Source organism: Candidatus Alcyoniella australis (genome assembly GCA_030765605.1).
GTDB classification, from domain to species: Bacteria; Lernaellota; Lernaellaia; order JAVCCG01; family Alcyoniellaceae; genus Alcyoniella; species Alcyoniella australis.
In genome coordinates this window covers 1-15854 of sequence record JAVCCG010000118.1, presented here as the reverse complement: position 1 = coordinate 15854, position 15854 = coordinate 1, and the positions used below count along the sequence as shown (strand labels likewise).

At 65.8% G+C, this 15854-nt stretch carries 15 protein-coding genes; 12 read left to right on the top strand and 3 right to left on the bottom strand.

From position 1 onward, the window contains the following. Positions 1-12: 12 nt before the first annotated feature. From atpA to P9M14_14160, 9 genes are all read left to right on the top strand, one after another. Positions 13-1533, top strand: a complete 1521-nt coding sequence (gene atpA, locus P9M14_14200; GenBank protein MDP8256898.1) for a F0F1 ATP synthase subunit alpha — start codon at positions 13-15, stop codon at positions 1531-1533. A 3-nt stretch (positions 1534-1536) separates the two neighbouring features. Beyond that, positions 1537-2430, top strand: a complete 894-nt coding sequence (gene atpG / locus P9M14_14195; GenBank protein ID MDP8256897.1) for an ATP synthase F1 subunit gamma — start codon at positions 1537-1539, stop codon at positions 2428-2430. 17 nt (positions 2431-2447) lie between these two features. After that, positions 2448-3863 carry a F0F1 ATP synthase subunit beta gene (gene atpD / locus P9M14_14190; GenBank protein ID MDP8256896.1) on the top strand — a complete coding sequence of 472 codons (1416 nt, stop codon included), beginning with the start codon at positions 2448-2450 and terminating at the stop codon, positions 3861-3863. A 12-nt stretch (positions 3864-3875) separates the two neighbouring features. After that, positions 3876-4316, top strand: coding sequence for an ATP synthase F1 subunit epsilon (gene atpC, locus P9M14_14185; protein ID MDP8256895.1), 441 nt, complete (start codon positions 3876-3878; stop codon positions 4314-4316). Positions 4317-4443: 127 nt separating this feature from the next. Beyond that, on the top strand, positions 4444-5856 hold the full coding sequence (locus P9M14_14180) for a HEAT repeat domain-containing protein (GenBank protein ID MDP8256894.1): 1413 nt from the start codon (positions 4444-4446) through the stop codon (positions 5854-5856). After that, the gene (gene thiD / locus P9M14_14175) at positions 5840-6670 is read left to right on the top strand and encodes a bifunctional hydroxymethylpyrimidine kinase/phosphomethylpyrimidine kinase (protein ID MDP8256893.1); all 831 of its coding nucleotides are present in this window, start codon (positions 5840-5842) and stop codon (positions 6668-6670) included. The genes P9M14_14180 and thiD overlap by 17 nt, the downstream gene beginning before the upstream one ends. Next, a complete protein-coding gene (locus P9M14_14170; protein MDP8256892.1) occupies positions 6670-7146 on the top strand; it encodes a hypothetical protein in 477 nt (158 codons plus the stop codon). Before thiD ends, P9M14_14170 begins: the two co-directional genes overlap by 1 nt. Positions 7147-7148: 2 nt before the next feature. Next, positions 7149-7754 carry a CoA pyrophosphatase gene (locus P9M14_14165; GenBank protein MDP8256891.1) on the top strand — a complete coding sequence of 202 codons (606 nt, stop codon included), beginning with the start codon at positions 7149-7151 and terminating at the stop codon, positions 7752-7754. A gap of 25 nt (positions 7755-7779) precedes the next feature. Further along, the gene (locus tag P9M14_14160; GenBank protein MDP8256890.1) at positions 7780-8307 is read left to right on the top strand and encodes a hypothetical protein; all 528 of its coding nucleotides are present in this window, start codon (positions 7780-7782) and stop codon (positions 8305-8307) included. Here the strand turns inward: P9M14_14160 and P9M14_14155 are convergent. The 3 genes from P9M14_14155 to P9M14_14145 are packed head-to-tail and all read right to left on the bottom strand — an operon-like array spanning position 8273 to position 12985. After that, positions 8273-10627, bottom strand: coding sequence for a DUF2723 domain-containing protein (locus P9M14_14155; GenBank protein MDP8256889.1), 2355 nt, complete (start codon positions 10625-10627; stop codon positions 8273-8275). The genes P9M14_14160 and P9M14_14155 overlap by 35 nt on opposite strands. Further along, positions 10624-11760 carry a glycosyltransferase gene (locus tag P9M14_14150; protein ID MDP8256888.1) on the bottom strand — a complete coding sequence of 379 codons (1137 nt, stop codon included), beginning with the start codon at positions 11758-11760 and terminating at the stop codon, positions 10624-10626. Before P9M14_14150 ends, P9M14_14155 begins: the two co-directional genes overlap by 4 nt. 4 nt (positions 11761-11764) lie before the next feature. Next, positions 11765-12985: a hypothetical protein gene (locus P9M14_14145; GenBank protein ID MDP8256887.1), complete on the bottom strand. Its 1221-nt coding sequence runs from the start codon at positions 12983-12985 to the stop codon at positions 11765-11767. A 145-nt stretch (positions 12986-13130) separates the two neighbouring features. On the opposite strand from P9M14_14145, the gene P9M14_14140 reads away from it, so the two are divergent. From P9M14_14140 to P9M14_14130, 3 genes are all read left to right on the top strand, one after another. Next, positions 13131-13823: a DUF2461 domain-containing protein gene (locus tag P9M14_14140; GenBank protein ID MDP8256886.1), complete on the top strand. Its 693-nt coding sequence runs from the start codon at positions 13131-13133 to the stop codon at positions 13821-13823. Positions 13824-13832: 9 nt separating this feature from the next. Beyond that, a complete protein-coding gene (locus tag P9M14_14135) occupies positions 13833-14924 on the top strand; it encodes a radical SAM protein (protein MDP8256885.1) in 1092 nt (363 codons plus the stop codon). A gap of 28 nt (positions 14925-14952) precedes the next feature. Continuing rightward, positions 14953-15854: glycosyltransferase family 39 protein (locus P9M14_14130; protein MDP8256884.1), on the top strand; the 902-nt coding region annotated here is incomplete at its 3' end.

The window sequence follows — 15854 nt, the reverse complement described above, 5'->3', positions numbered from 1 at the left end:
GGTGATGAGTCGATGCAGATAAAAGCAGAAGAGATCAGTCAAATTCTGGAGAAGCAGATCCGCGAGTACAAACGCGAGATCGAGGTCAACGAGGTGGGCATCGTGCTCTCCGTGGGCGACGGCATCGCCAGGCTTTACGGCCTGGAGGATGTCATGGCCGGCGAGCTGATCGAGTTCCCGCACAAGATCACGGGCATGGCGCTGAACCTCGAGGAGGACAACGTCGGAGCCGTGATCTTCGGCGAGGTCCACGAGATCAAAGAGGGCGACGTGGCGCGCCGCACGGGCAACATCGTGCGCGTTCCGGTGGGCGATGCGCTGATCGGCCGCGTGGTCGACGCCCTGGGCGCCCCGATCGACGGCAAGGGTCCGTTGCAGACCGACGAGTTCCGGATAGTCGACATCAAGGCCCCGGGCATCGTCAAGCGCCAGCCGGTCAAGGAGCCGTTGCAAACCGGCCTGAAGGCGATCGACTCGATGATCCCCATCGGCCGCGGTCAGCGCGAGCTGATCATCGGCGACCGTCAGACCGGCAAGACCGCCCTGGCGATCGACACGATCATCAACCAAAAGAACACCGACGTTTACTGCATCTACGTGGGCATCGGGCAGAAGCGCTCGACGATCGCCCAGGTGGTCGACCGGCTGACCAAAGAGGGCGCGATGGAATACACCACGATCGTCGCCGCCACCGCCTCGGAGCCCGCGCCGCTGCAGTTCATCGCGCCGTTCAGCGGCTGCGCCATCGGCGAGTTCTTCCGCGACAACGGCAGGCACGCGCTGCTGATCTACGACGATCTAAGCAAGCAGGCCACGGCCTACCGCCAGCTGAGCCTGCTGCTGCGCCGCCCGCCGGGACGCGAGGCCTACCCCGGCGATGTGTTCTACCTGCACAGCCGGTTGCTCGAGCGCGCGGCCAAGATGTCCGACGAAGAGGGCGGCGGTTCGCTGACCGCGTTGCCGATCATCGAGACCCAGGCCGGCGACATCTCGGCCTACATTCCGACCAACGTGATTTCGATCACCGACGGTCAGATCTTCCTCGAGACCGACCTGTTCAACTCCGGCATCCGTCCGGCGGTCAACGTCGGCCTGTCGGTCAGCCGCGTGGGCGGCAACGCCCAGATCAAGGCAATGAAGCAGGTCGCGGGCAAGATGCGCCTCGAACTGGCGCAGTACCGCGAGATGGCGGCCTTCGCCCAGTTCGGCTCCGACCTGGACAAGGCGACGATGGCCCAGCTCGAACGCGGCGAGCGGCTGACCGAGCTGCTCAAGCAGCCGCAGTACTCGCCGCTGAGCGTCGCGCGCCAGGTGCTGCTGATCTACACCGGCACCCGCGGCTGGATCGACGACTACGCGGTCGCGGAACTTGGTCGCTACGAGCGCGAGATGTTCTCTTTCATTGAGGACAAGCATGCCGACCTGTTCACCGACATCGAGGAGCGCAAGGTGATCGACGACGACCTGACCGAGCGCATCGATCGGGCGCTGGAGGAATTCAAGCTGGTGTTCGAGGCCGGCAGGGAGGCGTAATCAATGGCCAATTTGAGGCACATTCGTAAGCGCATCTCTTCGGTCAAGAGTACGCAGCAGATCACGCGCGCGATGAAGATGGTCGCCGCGGCCAAGCTGCGCTCGGCCGAAATGCGCCTCAAGGCCGCACGGCCCTACGCCTGGTCCCTGGACGAGATGATCCGCGACCTGCTCAAGCGCACCGGCACCGAGGGGCAGCCGCTGCTCAAGGGCCGCGAACAGACGCGCAAGGTCGAGCTGGTGGTGGTCACCTCCGACCGCGGGCTGTGCGGAGCGTTCAACTCCAGCATCCTGCGCCAGGCCGACGGCTGGCTGCGCGAGAACGCGGACAAGTACGAGCAGGTGACGATCTCGGCCATCGGCCGCAAGGCCCGCGACCACTTCAAGCACCGCAACTACGAGGTGCGCGACGAGCTGGTCAACGCCCTGGGCAACTTCGACTTCAGCCTGGCCCGTCGCAAGGGGCGCGAGCTGATCGAGCTGTTCATGTCGACCAAGGCCGACACGATCTACCTGACCTACAACGAGTTCGTTACGGCGGTTTCCCAAAAGGTGGTTACGCGCAAGCTGATCCCCTGCGGCTTCGGCGATATCGTGGATGAGGCCGACGAACAGCTCCCCGAGCGCGAGACCTACGTCGACTACCGCTACGAGCCCAGCCGTCCGGAAGTGCTCAGCGAACTGCTGCCGCTGCATATCGACTTCCAACTCTACCGCGCGTTTCTCGAGAGCTTCGCTGCCGAGATGGGCGCGCGGATGAGCTCAATGGAGTCCGCGACGAACAACGCCGTTGAGATGATCGGCCGCCTGACGCTGCAGTACAACCGCGCGCGTCAGGACGCGATCACCAGCGAGCTGCTCGAGATTATCAACGGGGCCGAGGCCCTGAAGGGTTAAGAATGGAGAGCCTGCCAATGCAAGAGAAAAACATCGGCCGTGTAGTCCAGATCATCGGAGCCGTGGTCGACATCAAGTTCAACCGCGACAACATGCCCATGATCTACAACGCAATCAAGCTGAGCAACAAGTCGATCAGCGACAAGGAATGGAACCTGATCGTCGAGGTCGCGCAGCACCTGGGCGAGGGCGTGGTGCGTTGCGTGGCGATGGACACCACCGACGGACTGGTCCGCGGGCAGCAGGCCTGGGACACCGGCCAGCCGATCTCGGTCCCCGTGGGGCGTTCGACCCTGGGCCGGATCATCAACGTAGTCGGCCAGCCCGTGGACGAGATGGGTCCGATCACCAGCGAGACCTACTACCCGATCCACCGCGAGCCCCCGACCCTGCTGGACCAGGACGTCAACACCGAGGTGCTCGAGACCGGCATCAAGGTCGTCGACATGATCGCCCCCTACTCCAAGGGCGGCAAGGTCGGCCTGTTCGGCGGCGCCGGCGTGGGCAAGACGGTCGTGATCATGGAGCTGATCCACAACATCGCCACCAAGCACGGCGGCTTCTCGGTCTTCGGCGGCGTGGGCGAGCGCACCCGCGAGGGGAACGACCTGTGGCTGGAGATGAAGCAGTCCGGCGTGCTGGACAAGACCTGCCTGGTCTACGGCCAGATGAACGAGCCTCCGGGCGCCCGTTCGCGAGTCGGCCTGACCGCGCTGACCGCGGCCGAGTACTTCCGCGACGAGGAAGGCCAGGACGTGCTGCTGTTCATCGACAACATCTTCCGTTTCACCCAGGCCGGCTCCGAGGTCTCGGCGCTGCTGGGACGCATCCCCAGCGCGGTGGGCTACCAGCCGACCCTGGGCACCGACCTTGGCGAACTGCAGGAGCGGATCACCTCGACCAAAAAGGGCTCGATCACCTCGGTACAGGCGATCTACGTGCCCGCCGACGACCTTACCGACCCGGCGCCGGCCACGACCTTCTCCCATCTCGACGCCACCACGGTGCTCTCGCGCCAGATCGTCGAGCTCGGGATCTACCCCGCGGTCGACCCGCTGGATTCCACCAGCCGAATCCTCAACGCCGAGATCCTGGGCCAAGAGCATTACTCAATCGCCCGCGAGGTGCAGCGGATCCTGCAGAAGTACAAAGACCTGCAGGACATCATCGCGATCCTGGGCATGGACGAGCTGTCCGAAGAGGACAAGCAGATCGTCAGCCGCGCGCGCAAGATCCAGCGCTTCCTCAGCCAGCCGTTCTTCGTGGCCGAGGAGTTCACCGGCACCAAGGGCCGTTACGTCTCGATCAACGACACCATCTCCGGGTTCAAGGAGATCATCGCCGGCCAAATGGACGAGCTGCCCGAGCAGGCGTTCTTCATGGTCGGCACCATCGACGAGGCCGTGGATCGCGCCAAGGAGATGGGCTACTAGCGGGAGACCGAGATGTCGCAGAAGGAAGAAGTCGTATACAAACTGCCCAGCCGCATGCGGCTGGAGTTCATCACCCCCCTCCGGGTGATCTACGAGGGGCCGGCCGACTCGATCAACCTTCCGGGCAGCATGGGCTACATCGGCCTGCTGCCCGGCCACGATCCGCTGATGACCACCCTGGGCGTGGGCCCGGTCAAACTGACGGTCAAGGGCGAGGAGCAGTCGTTCTACTGTGGCGGCGGGTTCATGGAGGTCAACGACGAGCTGGTGCGGATGCTGGTCGAGGTGGCCGAGAAGCCCACCGAGATCGACGTCGATCGCGCCGAGCAGGCGCGCAAGCGGGCCGAGGAGCGGCTGCTGCGCAGCTTGCAGTCCGAGTCCGACATCGACTTCATGCGCGCCGCCACCGCGTTGCAACGCGCGCTGACGCGCATCGAGCTGTCCAGGAAATAGTAGTAGCAGCAGCAGCAGAGATCGTCATCCACCCAGGGGGCCCGCGGGCCCCCTGTTTTGCATCGGCTTTGCCCTGCACGGCGCAGGGGCTAAGATACGCTGTTGAAATGGCATCATCGGAGGAAAAATGAGGCGACGTTCGGCGATCGCGCTTATGTTGTGTACCGTGCTCCTGCTGGTCAGTGGCTGCTCCAACGATTCCCAGCGGATCTGCAAGGCCTTCGACGACGGCCAATACAAAACCGTGCGCCAAGCCTCCCAGGCGATGGCCCAGCTCGGTCCCGACAACGTGAACCAGATGGCCGGGGTCCTGTTCAACGACCAGAACACCAAGCACATGCAGATCGCGGCCTATGCCCTGGAACAGCTCGAGCTCGACGCCCTGCCCGCGCTGGACGCGCTGATCTTCGCCGCCTCAAATCCCGACTCGCGTGTCCGGCGTCAGGCGATCGAGGCCATCGGCGCGATCGGACCCCAGGCCGATCCGGCGCTGGGAGTGCTGCGCGACTCGACGCGCGACGAGGAATACAAGGTGCGCATCGCCGCGGCCAAGGCGATCGGTCTGCTCGGCCCCGCGGGCAGGCCGGCGATCGCCGATCTGGTGGCGATGCTCGACAATCCCGTGCGCAGCACCGGCCGCGTGACAGTCGAGGCCCTACGCAAGGTCGGGGCCCAGCCCGAGGACGTGCTGCCCGAGATCAGCTTTCGCCTAGACGATCCCGAGCCCAAGGTACGGGCCGCGTCCCTGGACGCCCTGGCCGCCTTTGGCAAGGACCGCCCCGAGCTCCTGGCCAAGGTTCGCGAGTTGGCCCTGGACGAGAACGCCGCGGTCCGCTCCAAAGCGGTGCGCACCCACGAGCGGCTCGGCGGAAATCCCGCGGATTTGGTCCAGCAGCTGATCCCCGCATTGTCCGACGAGAACGCCAAGCTGCGCCTGGCGGCGTGCAATTCGCTGCGCTACGTCGGCAGAGAAGCCAAGCCCGCCCTGGAGCGCCTGCGCGAACTGAAAAACGATCCCGACCGCAAGGTCGCACGCGAGGCGATTGCGGTCCTGCGGGCGATCGAGATCGACGTGCCGCCCCCCGCGCTGTCGATCCGCATGGGGACCATCGAAGGTGTCGACGCGCGTAACGCCCGCCTTACCCTGCGCAACGCCGAGGAACGTCTGACCGAATGCGTACGCTCGGGCGAGGTCAAACAGCAGTGCGACATTAAGCTCGAGATCTCGGCCGGCGGCGACGTGGAGCGTGTAACCTTCGTCCCGCAGATCACCCAGAGCAAGCTGCGCTCCTGCCTCGAGGAGGCGTTTTTCAAGATCGACTTCGGCGACAGTTCGGGCAAGGGCGAGCTCAACGCGGTGCTCTACATCAATCTCAAACCGCATGGCTCGCCGCTGGTGCACATCCCCGACCTGGGAAGAACCAACGGCGATAAACCCGACAGCAGCCCGCTGGAACTGCTGCAGGGGCTGGTAGATCGCGGGAGCGACGAGCCCGAGGCGAACACGGGCGCCCCTGACGAGGATGAAGACGAGCAATAATCCCCCAATCGCCCTGGCCGTGGCCGGGCTCGACCCCAGCGGCGGGGCAGGTCTGGCCGCCGACCTCTCCGCCTTCGCCGCCCGCGGGGTCTGGGGCTGCGCCGTGGCCACCGCCGCCACTGTGCAGACCACGGCCGGAGTGACGCGCTACGCGTTGCTGGACCCGAGCCTGGTGCGCGAGCAGATCGAGCGCCTGGCCCACGACATGCCTCCCCACGCAATCAAGCTCGGCATGCTCGGCTCGGCCCAGATGGCTCACGGCGTGGCCGCGGCCCTCGACCATCTGGCCGACGCGTTGCTGGTGATCGACCCGGTGCTGCGCGCCTGGGACGGCACAGAGCTCTATGCGGCTGCTGCCCGCGACGTGCTGCAAAACGAGTTGCTGCCGCGCGCAACGCTGATCGCGCCCAACGCGCCCGAGGCCGCAGTGCTGTGCGGCGTTGAGGTCCACGACCTGGACGGCGCACGCCGCGCCGCGCACGTGCTGCTGCAACGCGGGGCGCGCGCAGTGCTGATCAAGGGCGGACACCTGAACTGCGACGCCAATACGGTGGTCGACCTGCTGGTCGGGCCCGCGGGCGAAATCAAATTCGAGCGGCCGCGCATCGCGGGGGCCGACCCCCACGGCACCGGCTGCCTGCTCACAAGCCTGATCGCCGCCGGCCTGGCCCGCGGTGAGGATCTGCCGCAGGCGATCGGCGCGGCCACAGGGCTGCTCGACGCGGCCCGGCTGCGCCCGCTTAAGCTCGGTGCGGGCAAGCCGCTTTTAAGCCTACTGCCGTTGCGCGACGCGGCGCCGGATGGGGACCCTTGATGAGCCGCCGCGCCTCTGCCCTGCTGGTCGCGGCCCTGGCAGCGTCGTGCCTGCTTGCTGCCTGCGAATACGATTACAACGGCGGGGGGCAGACGGACGACCATGACGATTACACGCCGCCCGACGGAAGCGTGGACGGCGCGTGCGATGTGCATCAGGGCGATCGTTGGGACGAGATCACCATCACATCCGTGTCCGGGAACTTCGCCCACGCCGGCGAGAACAGCGAGGTCGAGGTCAGCGGCGAGTACGTGCTTCACAGTCGCGACAACGCGCTGATCCACCCATTATCCTGCTCCTCGTCCTCCGAAGTCGTCCCGGCGCTGGCGGAAAGGGGCTCCGGTCAATTCTGCGCGAGTTACACGATCCACCAAATCGACGACCCGCAGCAGGCGCATGGCTGCCTGCTGGTCCTGGTCTACAGCCTCGAATCCGAGAAACTGATATCATGCCGCTTCGAGATCCCGAGCGAGTAAGTATGGAACAGTCGGCACAAATCACCATCGACCAAGTTGACGGCGAGATCGCCCGCCTGCGAGCGCTGCTCAACGGCCGCGAGGTGCGCAAAGTCAACATCGAGGGCTTCCGCCCCTCGGCGGTGCTGCTGCCGCTGCAAATCATCGACGGCAGGCCGCACCTGCTGTTCACCCAGCGCAGTGGACAGGTCGAGAATCACAAGTACCAGGTGAGCTTCCCCGGCGGCGGCGCCGATCCGGGCGAGAGCATGCTGCAATGCGCATTGCGCGAGACGCACGAGGAGATCGGCGTACCACCCGAGCACGTGCAAGTGCTCGGGCCGCTGGACGAGATCTTCACCATCAGCAGCTATACGGTTGCGCCGTTCGTCGGCGTGATTCCACACCCGTTCGAGTTTAATCTCAGCCAGATCGAGATCGCCGAGATCTTCAGCGTGTCGATCGAGCATTTACTGAAACCGGAGATCTGCAGCGTCCAGATGCACGAGGCGCCATGGGGCAACATCCCGATCTACTACTACCAGAGCGATCGGCACACGATCTGGGGCGCCACCGGACGCATCCTGACCCAGTTTCTCCACTTGGCATACGGCAAGCCGATCGACTGATCGGCCCGAGCACAGAGGAAACGAGATGAACAGAATCCAATCCCTGAACATGATCCTGGTGCTGGCGATCGTTGCGGCTTTGCTCGGCGGCTGCCCGGCCGGGCAGCAGACCGACGCGGGACAGGACGAAGCGCTGAGCACGCCCGAGCCTGCGACTCAGATCTACCGCGACGACAACGGATACATCTCGGTGACGATCAACGCCCCGAGCTACCTCTCCCTTTCGGGCCCCGAGCCGCTGGTGGTCAAGCTGCCGCAGAACGACGTGCTCGCGTGGGAATCGAACCAGGCCAAGCTGACCACGGTCTCGTTCCCGATGATCATCCCGTTTAAGGTGCCCAAGACCGCTCCGGGCGGACCATTCGAATTGACCCTCGGTCTGCGGCTGACCTACTGCAACAAGGCCGACGACATCTGCGTGCTCAAGAACGACGTGGTCAAAGTTCCGCTGGATGTAATGCCCGGAATCAGGCAGCCCGGCGACAAGGACTCGCCGATCGCGCCGGTGGTCTACGAGATCAAGGAACCCGAGAAGAAGCCGGATCAGAACTAAGGCCGGTCGAAATGCGAGCCAGGGTCTGCTTGCCCACCAGGGCCAGGCCGAGCTTGATCTGCCGTCGGCCCTGATTCGGATTGCCCATCTCCTGCAGCAGTCGACCGTATTGGACTCGCAGTCTAGCCGCGTCGGGCTCGATTGCCAGGGCGCTGAGGTAATGCCCGGCCGCCGCCTGCTGGTCTCCGGCGCGGCGTTCGATGGAGGCCAGCAGCGCCTGAGCCGTGGCGAACCGCCGTTGATCGAGCCGCTCGTCAGCTGGCGGAGCGACCATCCGCAGCAGCACCTCGCGCGCCCGCTGCTGCTCCCCGGCGTCGAGCAATCTCCGGGCCGTGTGCAGCGCTACGCGCGGATCGTCGGGGCTCCGTTCGTAGGCTTGGCGCAGCACGGCTGACGCCTCGGCGTCGCGGCCGGATCCGGCCAGCAGCTCAAAGCGCAGCAGCAGCAGCTCGACGTCCATCGAGTCGACCGACAGCCCCTGATCGACCAGCTCCAGCGCCTTGGCGCTCTGGCCCTCGAGCATCGCCAGTCGCGCGGCATTGACGAACGGTGCGGTGTACATCGGCTGGGTAAAGTTGCCGGGGATCGGTTCGGCCATTTCCAATGCCGTTCGGAACCACAGGGTCGCTGTCTCGTCCTGTTCGGCGTTGAGCGCCAGCCGGGCGCGGGCCGTGCAGATCTGGGCCAGCAGCTGTCGGCCCGACCAGTCTCGCGGGTCGCGCTTGATCAGCATCATCGTGGGCAGCAACAGCGTCTTGAACAGCGGATCGTCGCTCTGGGCCAGCAACTGCTGTGAAAATCCCGGCCCCTCGGGCTCGTAGAGCGCAAACGCGCCGGCCGACGAGAACAGCTTGGCGTCGAGCAGCGGCCGACCCTCCAGCGGATAGTCCCAATACAACGGCCGGGTCAGCGCCACGCGCTCGAGGCGTTGAGCCAGGTCGTCCTCGTCGTGCTGCGCCAACGGCTCCATCCCCGGATAGCGCGCGGCCACGTCGTAGGGGTCGGACAGATGAGCGCGGTGCAGGTGAACAACGTCGGGCCGCATGCGCCACACGGTCTGCATGGCAAACAGCGGATAACTCAATCCCGAGTGGTGAGTAACCACCAGCGCCTCGGTCGGCAGACTGCGCATCAGCTCGCGGGCGAAGAAGTCTGTGTTGCGCTCCTTGCTCATGTCGCACAGCGGATAGTGCGCGGCCGCCGGAGCGATCAACGCGGCCAGCGCCGCCAGCACGGTAAACAGCTGCGCGGCCCGTCCCCGCTCAAAGCCCTGTGCGTTTTCACGCCGCACCAGATAAGCAAAGAGCAGCCCCAGCGGCAGCACGCCGACGATCGCCAGCAGGGCGAAGATCGGAATGTAACCAAAGGCCACGTCCCAGGTGCGCGCGAACAGCAGCAGTGTCCCCGCGGACGAGCCGTAGAGCAGCAGCGCCGGCCCGCGCCGCGCCAGGACGATCAACGCGCCGCACAACGCCAGTAGGCTGTAGGGCCAGCCGAACTCGGAAACGACGAATCCGGGAATCAGCGAGAGGTTGCGCAACACCACCGGCCATGGCGCGGGGATCGACAGCGAATCGACGTGGCTTTGGCCCGTAACGTGGATCAGCAGGCCGCGCAGAGTCTCGGGGTTGCCAAAATCGTAGGCCAGGTCGGCCAGCGAACGCAGCGGCAAGTAGAGGTAGACCGAGGCGCCCACGGCAAAGGCCAGCGCCGCGAGCAGCACTGTACGCAGTCGCGGCCCGGGTCGCTCGAACAGGAAGTACAAGGCGAACACCGGCAGGGTCAGGGCCATGTTGATGTGCACGCCGCTGGCCAAGCCCAGCAGCAGCATTGTGGTCTCCGGCCCGCCGGGACGATTGGCGCTACGCGGCCCCGGCCCCAGGGCCAGGGCGATTGCCGCGGCGAGCAGCGCCACCTCCAGCGAGTAGACTTCGGCCACCACGCCCCAGGTCCACAGCGAGAGCGAGAAGACGCACATCGAGGCGGCCAGCAGCGCCGGAATCTCGAGGGTCCAGGCCGGGGCGTCCTGGGGAAGCATGCGCCGCAGCAAGCGTCGTGCGGCCTCGAACAATGCCCAGGCGGCCAGCGCCGCGCCCAGACACGAGAGCAGGTTGACGCGAAAGGCGATTGAGCCCAGCGGCAGCATGGTTGCCAGTTTGCCGAGCATGGCGTAGGCCGGCGATCCGGCGGGGTGGCTGATGTCCATGCCGAAGGCGACCAGCACGAACTCCGGGCAGTCGCGCCAATAGAGCCCCGGCGCGGCAGTCAACAGGTAGACCGCGAAAACCACGGGGACCAGCATCCAGCCCCTGATCCTCACGCCGCCCGTCCCCGGTCCGCGATCAGGCCCGCCAAAAATTCTAGGTTGGCTCGCGCCACGGCCCGGTCGCAGAAGCGCTGTTCAACGCGCTCGTGCCCCGAAGCGGCCAACCGCGATGCCAGGAGCGGCTCGTCCAGTACGCGCTGCAACGCCGCGGCCAACTCCGTGGGCGCGCTGTACGGCACGATCAACCCAGCCTCGCCGATCACGTTGGGGATCTCGCCGCTTTGCGAACCGACCACGGGCACGCCGCAGGCCATCGCCTCGATCAGCACGTGGCCGAACTGCTCCTGCCAACCCGACGCGGGTTGCGATGGCAGGGCCAGCACGTCCAGGGCGGGCAACAGCCCGGCGATCCGCTCATGGGGCACGCTGGGCCTGACGATCAGCCGCTGGCCCACGCCCAACTCGCGAGCGCGGGCCGCGATCCCGGACTCGTCGCCGCGACCGACAAGCAGCAGCCGGGTTTCACCGGGCATGCGCGCCAGCGCCTCGAGCAGGTCGAACACGCCCTTCTCGCGCACCAGCCTGCCGATGAAGCCGATCAGCGGCGCGCCCTGCGACAGATCGTTACGCGCCCGCGCCTGGGCCTTGTCACCAGGCTTGAACAGCGCGCTGTCCACGCCCAGCTGGGGCAGTACCGTTGTCGGCTTCGCGAATCCGCACCCCTGCAACAACCTTTGCGCCTCGGCGTTGCCGCAGATCGCGCCGTCGGATCGACGCAGCACCGCACGCTGAGCCCAGCTCTGGGGCGGACGCAGGCTCCAGGGAACGTTCCACCATGTGAAGAACGCGAACGCCGCGCTCGGCCAAAGCCTACGCGCCAGCCGCAGGGTCTGCCAGCAGGCCAGCGCGCCGGGACCGTGGTCCACGCGCACCGCGTCAAAGCTTTGCTTGGACAGCGCCCGGCCCAATCCGCGCAGCAGATACCAGCCTTCGCGGCCGGAACCAACAGTGGGCAACGCGATGGAGCGCAACGGCGGCTGCGCCGGCTCGTGCTCGAGGGTGAACAGCGGATCGGGCCAACGTCCGGGCGTCGCCACGGTGATCTCGCAGTCGAGCTTTGCCATCGCGCGCAGCACTCCGTGGTTGGCGCGGGTGATGTACGTGTGGCCGACTACCAGTAGCCGCAACTGATCAGAACGCGATTTGGATCTGGGCCTTGACCTCGTCGTTGGCCAGGCCGTCCTGGGTGCCCTGCTCGTCGAGCTGCAGCACCTCGAAGGTCTCCGAGCGATAGATGTAGTTGATGCTGAGCATCGCGTGGTTGCCCTCGATGTAGTAGTTCAGCCCGCCGGTGATCACGGCCAGCTCGTCGTCCTTGCCGCCGTCGTCGCTGTTGCGCGTATCAGGGTCGAACCAGTCGTAGCGCGCGAGAAATTCGACAGGCACGCCGGTAAACGGGTTGAGGTTGTAGCCCACCAATCCGTAGGCGCTGCTCGAGGTGACGTTGGACGGGTCGGCGTCGCCGTCACCGTTCTGCCAGTCGCGCTGATAGAACTCGGCGAACACGCGCAGGCCGAAGTCGGCCACGTACTCCACGCCGCCGCCGAAGATCGCCACGGTATCGTCCTTCTCCTCGAAATCGCCGCCCGAGGTCGCGGCGTCGCTGGCCGCGCGGTTCAGCGGCATGCCGTACCACAGCCCGGCGTGGATCTTCATCCCGCGTAGCGGCGGCTTGCCCGCGATCGAGAGCTGGAAGTCTTTACCCGCGTTATTGTCGCCCAGATCGTCGCCGTTGTCCGCTCCGTTGAACACGCCGACGTCGGCGTCGATGTATTTGGTGCGCACGGCGAACGCCAGGCCGGTCTGCCTCCACGGCGCAAACGATGCGGCCCATCCCGGCGCCTCGGCTCCGGCGAGTACCCCGTAATATCCGGCGTAGGGATTGGAGAGCATCAGCGGATATTCGATCAGGTACAGGTCGGACGCGCTGCGCGACATGAAGATCGTGAAGTTCGGCAGGAAGCGGCCGATGCGGATCGTGGTGTCCGGGATGTAGTGGAACTTCATCTCCGCGTCGAGCAGCCGCGCCTCGTTTGCGAACTCCAGCTGCGCGAAGTAGCCCACGCGGTTGCTGACGATCTGGCCGCCGAAGTTCAGCCGCGCGCGGCGCAGCACGAACTCGTACAGGTCGTAGCGGTCGACTGCCGCGGCCTGCCCGCTGAGAGCCCCCTGCCCCAGGCTCTCGTCGCCGATGTGGTAATCCAGTCCGCCTTGCAGCAGTCCGCCGATACGCAGCGTGCCGATCCCGACATCCACGTAGGCGACGGTCGGTTCCTCCTGCGCCACGGCAACCGATGCCAGCAGCGCCAGCAGCATCAACAAGGCCGTTACGGCCGATACAGCAGCCCTCATCATCCCTCCTGAAACCAATACAATGTCGATCCCGATTATTACACGTTCAACCTTCACCGACCACCAGACAAAACCCCGCAGTGCAAGCCATCAAGTGAATGCGGGCTATAATAAGAGGAACACGCAATGCAACCGGGGACCGATCGTGGAGGAGCTGATCTTCACCGGCTTTGGCAAGGAGGGAATCGAATTCCTCGCCGGGCTGGAGCGCAACAACAACAAGCGCTGGTTCGATAAGCGCAAGCCGATCTACCAGCGCGCGCTGCTCGAGCCGATGCAGGCATTCGTCTACGAGCTGGGACTCAAACTCTCGCGCGACCTGGCGCCGGACCTGGTGTTCGAACCGCGCGTCAACCGCTCGATCTACCGCATCTACCGCGACACACGCTTCGGCGCTGACAAGAGCCCCTACAAGACCCACATGGCGGCGATTCTCTGGGAGGGCTCGGGGGAGAAGTTCTACGTTCCGGACTTCTACTTTCAGTTCGACGCCCACGACGTGCTGCTGGGCGGCGGAGTCTACCGCTTCAGTCCCCAGGGACTGAAGGACTTCCGTGGGGCGCTGGCTGACGACGATCTCGGCCGACGTCTGGACAAGATCGTGACCGCACACAAGTTCCGGCCGTTCCTGCCGCTGCAGGGCGAGCAGCTCAAACGCGTGCCCCCGGGCTATGCTGCGGATCACCCGCGGGCCGAGTTGCTGCGGCACAAGGGGCTGTACGTGATGCAGGAGCGGCCGATCTCGCTGCTTTACACCCGGCGCTGCCTGGACGAGGCCGAACGCATCTACCGCGCAATGGGCGATCTCCACGTCTGGCTGCGCGACGTATTGGGCTGAGCATTGCCTTTGGACCTGTTGAACAGCGCGCTGCGCCTGGCCCCGAGGGCAACGCTGCGCGCGGCCCTGGCCGCCTTGCGCCCGTTGTCGCAAATCGCCGCGCTGCGAGCCTTTCGCGCGATCCCCGACGATCTGCGCTACCCCCTGCCGGGCTACGTGATATTCGAACCGACCCTGCGCTGCGATCTGGATTGCGATTTCTGCTTTCAGCGCGGCATGCACCGCAGTGGCGACGAACTGAGCCTCGAACAAATCGACGAGCTGCTGCAAAGACTCGCACCGCAACGGCTCAAGCTGATCGGCGGCGAGCTGCTGGTGCGCGACGACGCGTTGCGGTTGATAAAGCTGGCCGCGCAGCACTCAAACTCGCTGACGATCACCAGCAACGGCAACCGACTCGACGATCCGACCGCAAAGCTGCTCAGCGGGCTTGCCAATTTGCAGCGGCTGTCGCTGTCCGTTACCCAACGCCAACGGCTGGACGCCCTGGCGCCGCACACACGCGGCATTGCCCGCCGCACGCCGATCATGGCCCAGGCCCTGGTGCGGCCGCAGAGCGTCGAGAGCATCGCGCGGGCCTGCGCCAAGCTGCCCGGCATGGGCATCCGCACCCTGCTGCTGATGCTCGAGATGTGGTCCACGCCCGAACAGGTCGAGCAGTCGCTGGCAACATTGGCCGGCCGCTTCGGCGCGTTCGAGCGCGGGATGCTGCACGTGCGGACTCTGGACCGTGCGCCCTATTCCCTGGCCGAACTCGAGAGCGCCCTGGAGCGAATAGGCCACGCCGCGCGGCGTTCGGGAATGGTCACGCTGCTCGAGCCGCGCTATGGCGCGTCCCGCGTACAACGCCTGCACGAGGCCCAGGAGCCGCCCGCAGCCAAGGTGGTTTGCTCGTACCTGATCGAGCCGGCGCTACGCGTGGACCCGGCGGGCGAGCTGATTTTCTGCGAGCACATCAGGCTGCCCCTGGGCAACCTGCTGGAACACGACCCGCGGCAGTTGTTCAACTCCGAGCCGATGGTCAACCTGCGCCGCCTGCTGCTGGACGGCGATTTCCTGCCGATTTGCCGCAGATGTTGCAAGCTGGTACACCTGCGTTGATGTCGGCTAGCGCGCTTCAGGCGGCCCGATGAGCCGCGATCAACGCAACGCGGCCCTGCCCTGGCTGGCCGTGGTCGCGATCTCCGTGGCCGCCTTCGGCCTGGCGCTGCTCGGTGCCTGGTGGGCCGACTACCCCGGGGCCAAGGCCGAACGTTGGCACCTGCTCAACGTGCTGGCCATCGAATATCAGCTCGAGCAGGCGGCCGGCCCCAGCGACATCGCGCCGATCCTGATCAACAACGAGCGCAAGTTCCCGCCGCTGCTCTATCTCGCGGCCGTTCTGGCGCGACGCATCTCGCCGATCGACGACGACCGGCTCTCGTGCCTGTGCGCGATGCTGCTGTTCTCGCTGGCAATGCACTGTGGATTCTTCCTGCTGCTGCGACAGCGGCTCTCCGCCTGGCTTGCGGTGCTGGGCACGCTGATGCTCGCGGGCAATCACGTGCTGCTCTCGCATTTGCAGGTGTTCAACATGGCCTACCCTTCAGCTGCCACGGCCGTGCTGGCATTGGGTCTGCTGGCGCGCCTCGACGTGTTCCTGCGGATGCGCGACACCTTGATCTTCGGCGCGGTCTGCGCCCTGGGCGCGCTGCTGTACTACACCGTGCCGATCTACGTGGCGCCAGCCGTGCTGTTCGTGCTGATTGCGCGGCTGCGGCGCACGCGCACCGACCGCGGCCGGATCGCGGCGCAGTTCGGCATCTTCTTGTTGATCGGCCTGGCCCTGGCCGGACCCTACTATTTCAGCGAGTCGTTTCTGAGCTGGGGCGATCAACGTCTGGAACGCTTCCAGGAGTACGAGGGGCCGGTCGGCGCACAGATGTCCTCCGCCGGCGCGATGTTCTTCTACTGGCTGGGCCGCTACATCCTGCAGATCGTCGGCGCGCTGTGGATCACGCCGCTGGCGTTGCTGCTGCTGATTATCGGACG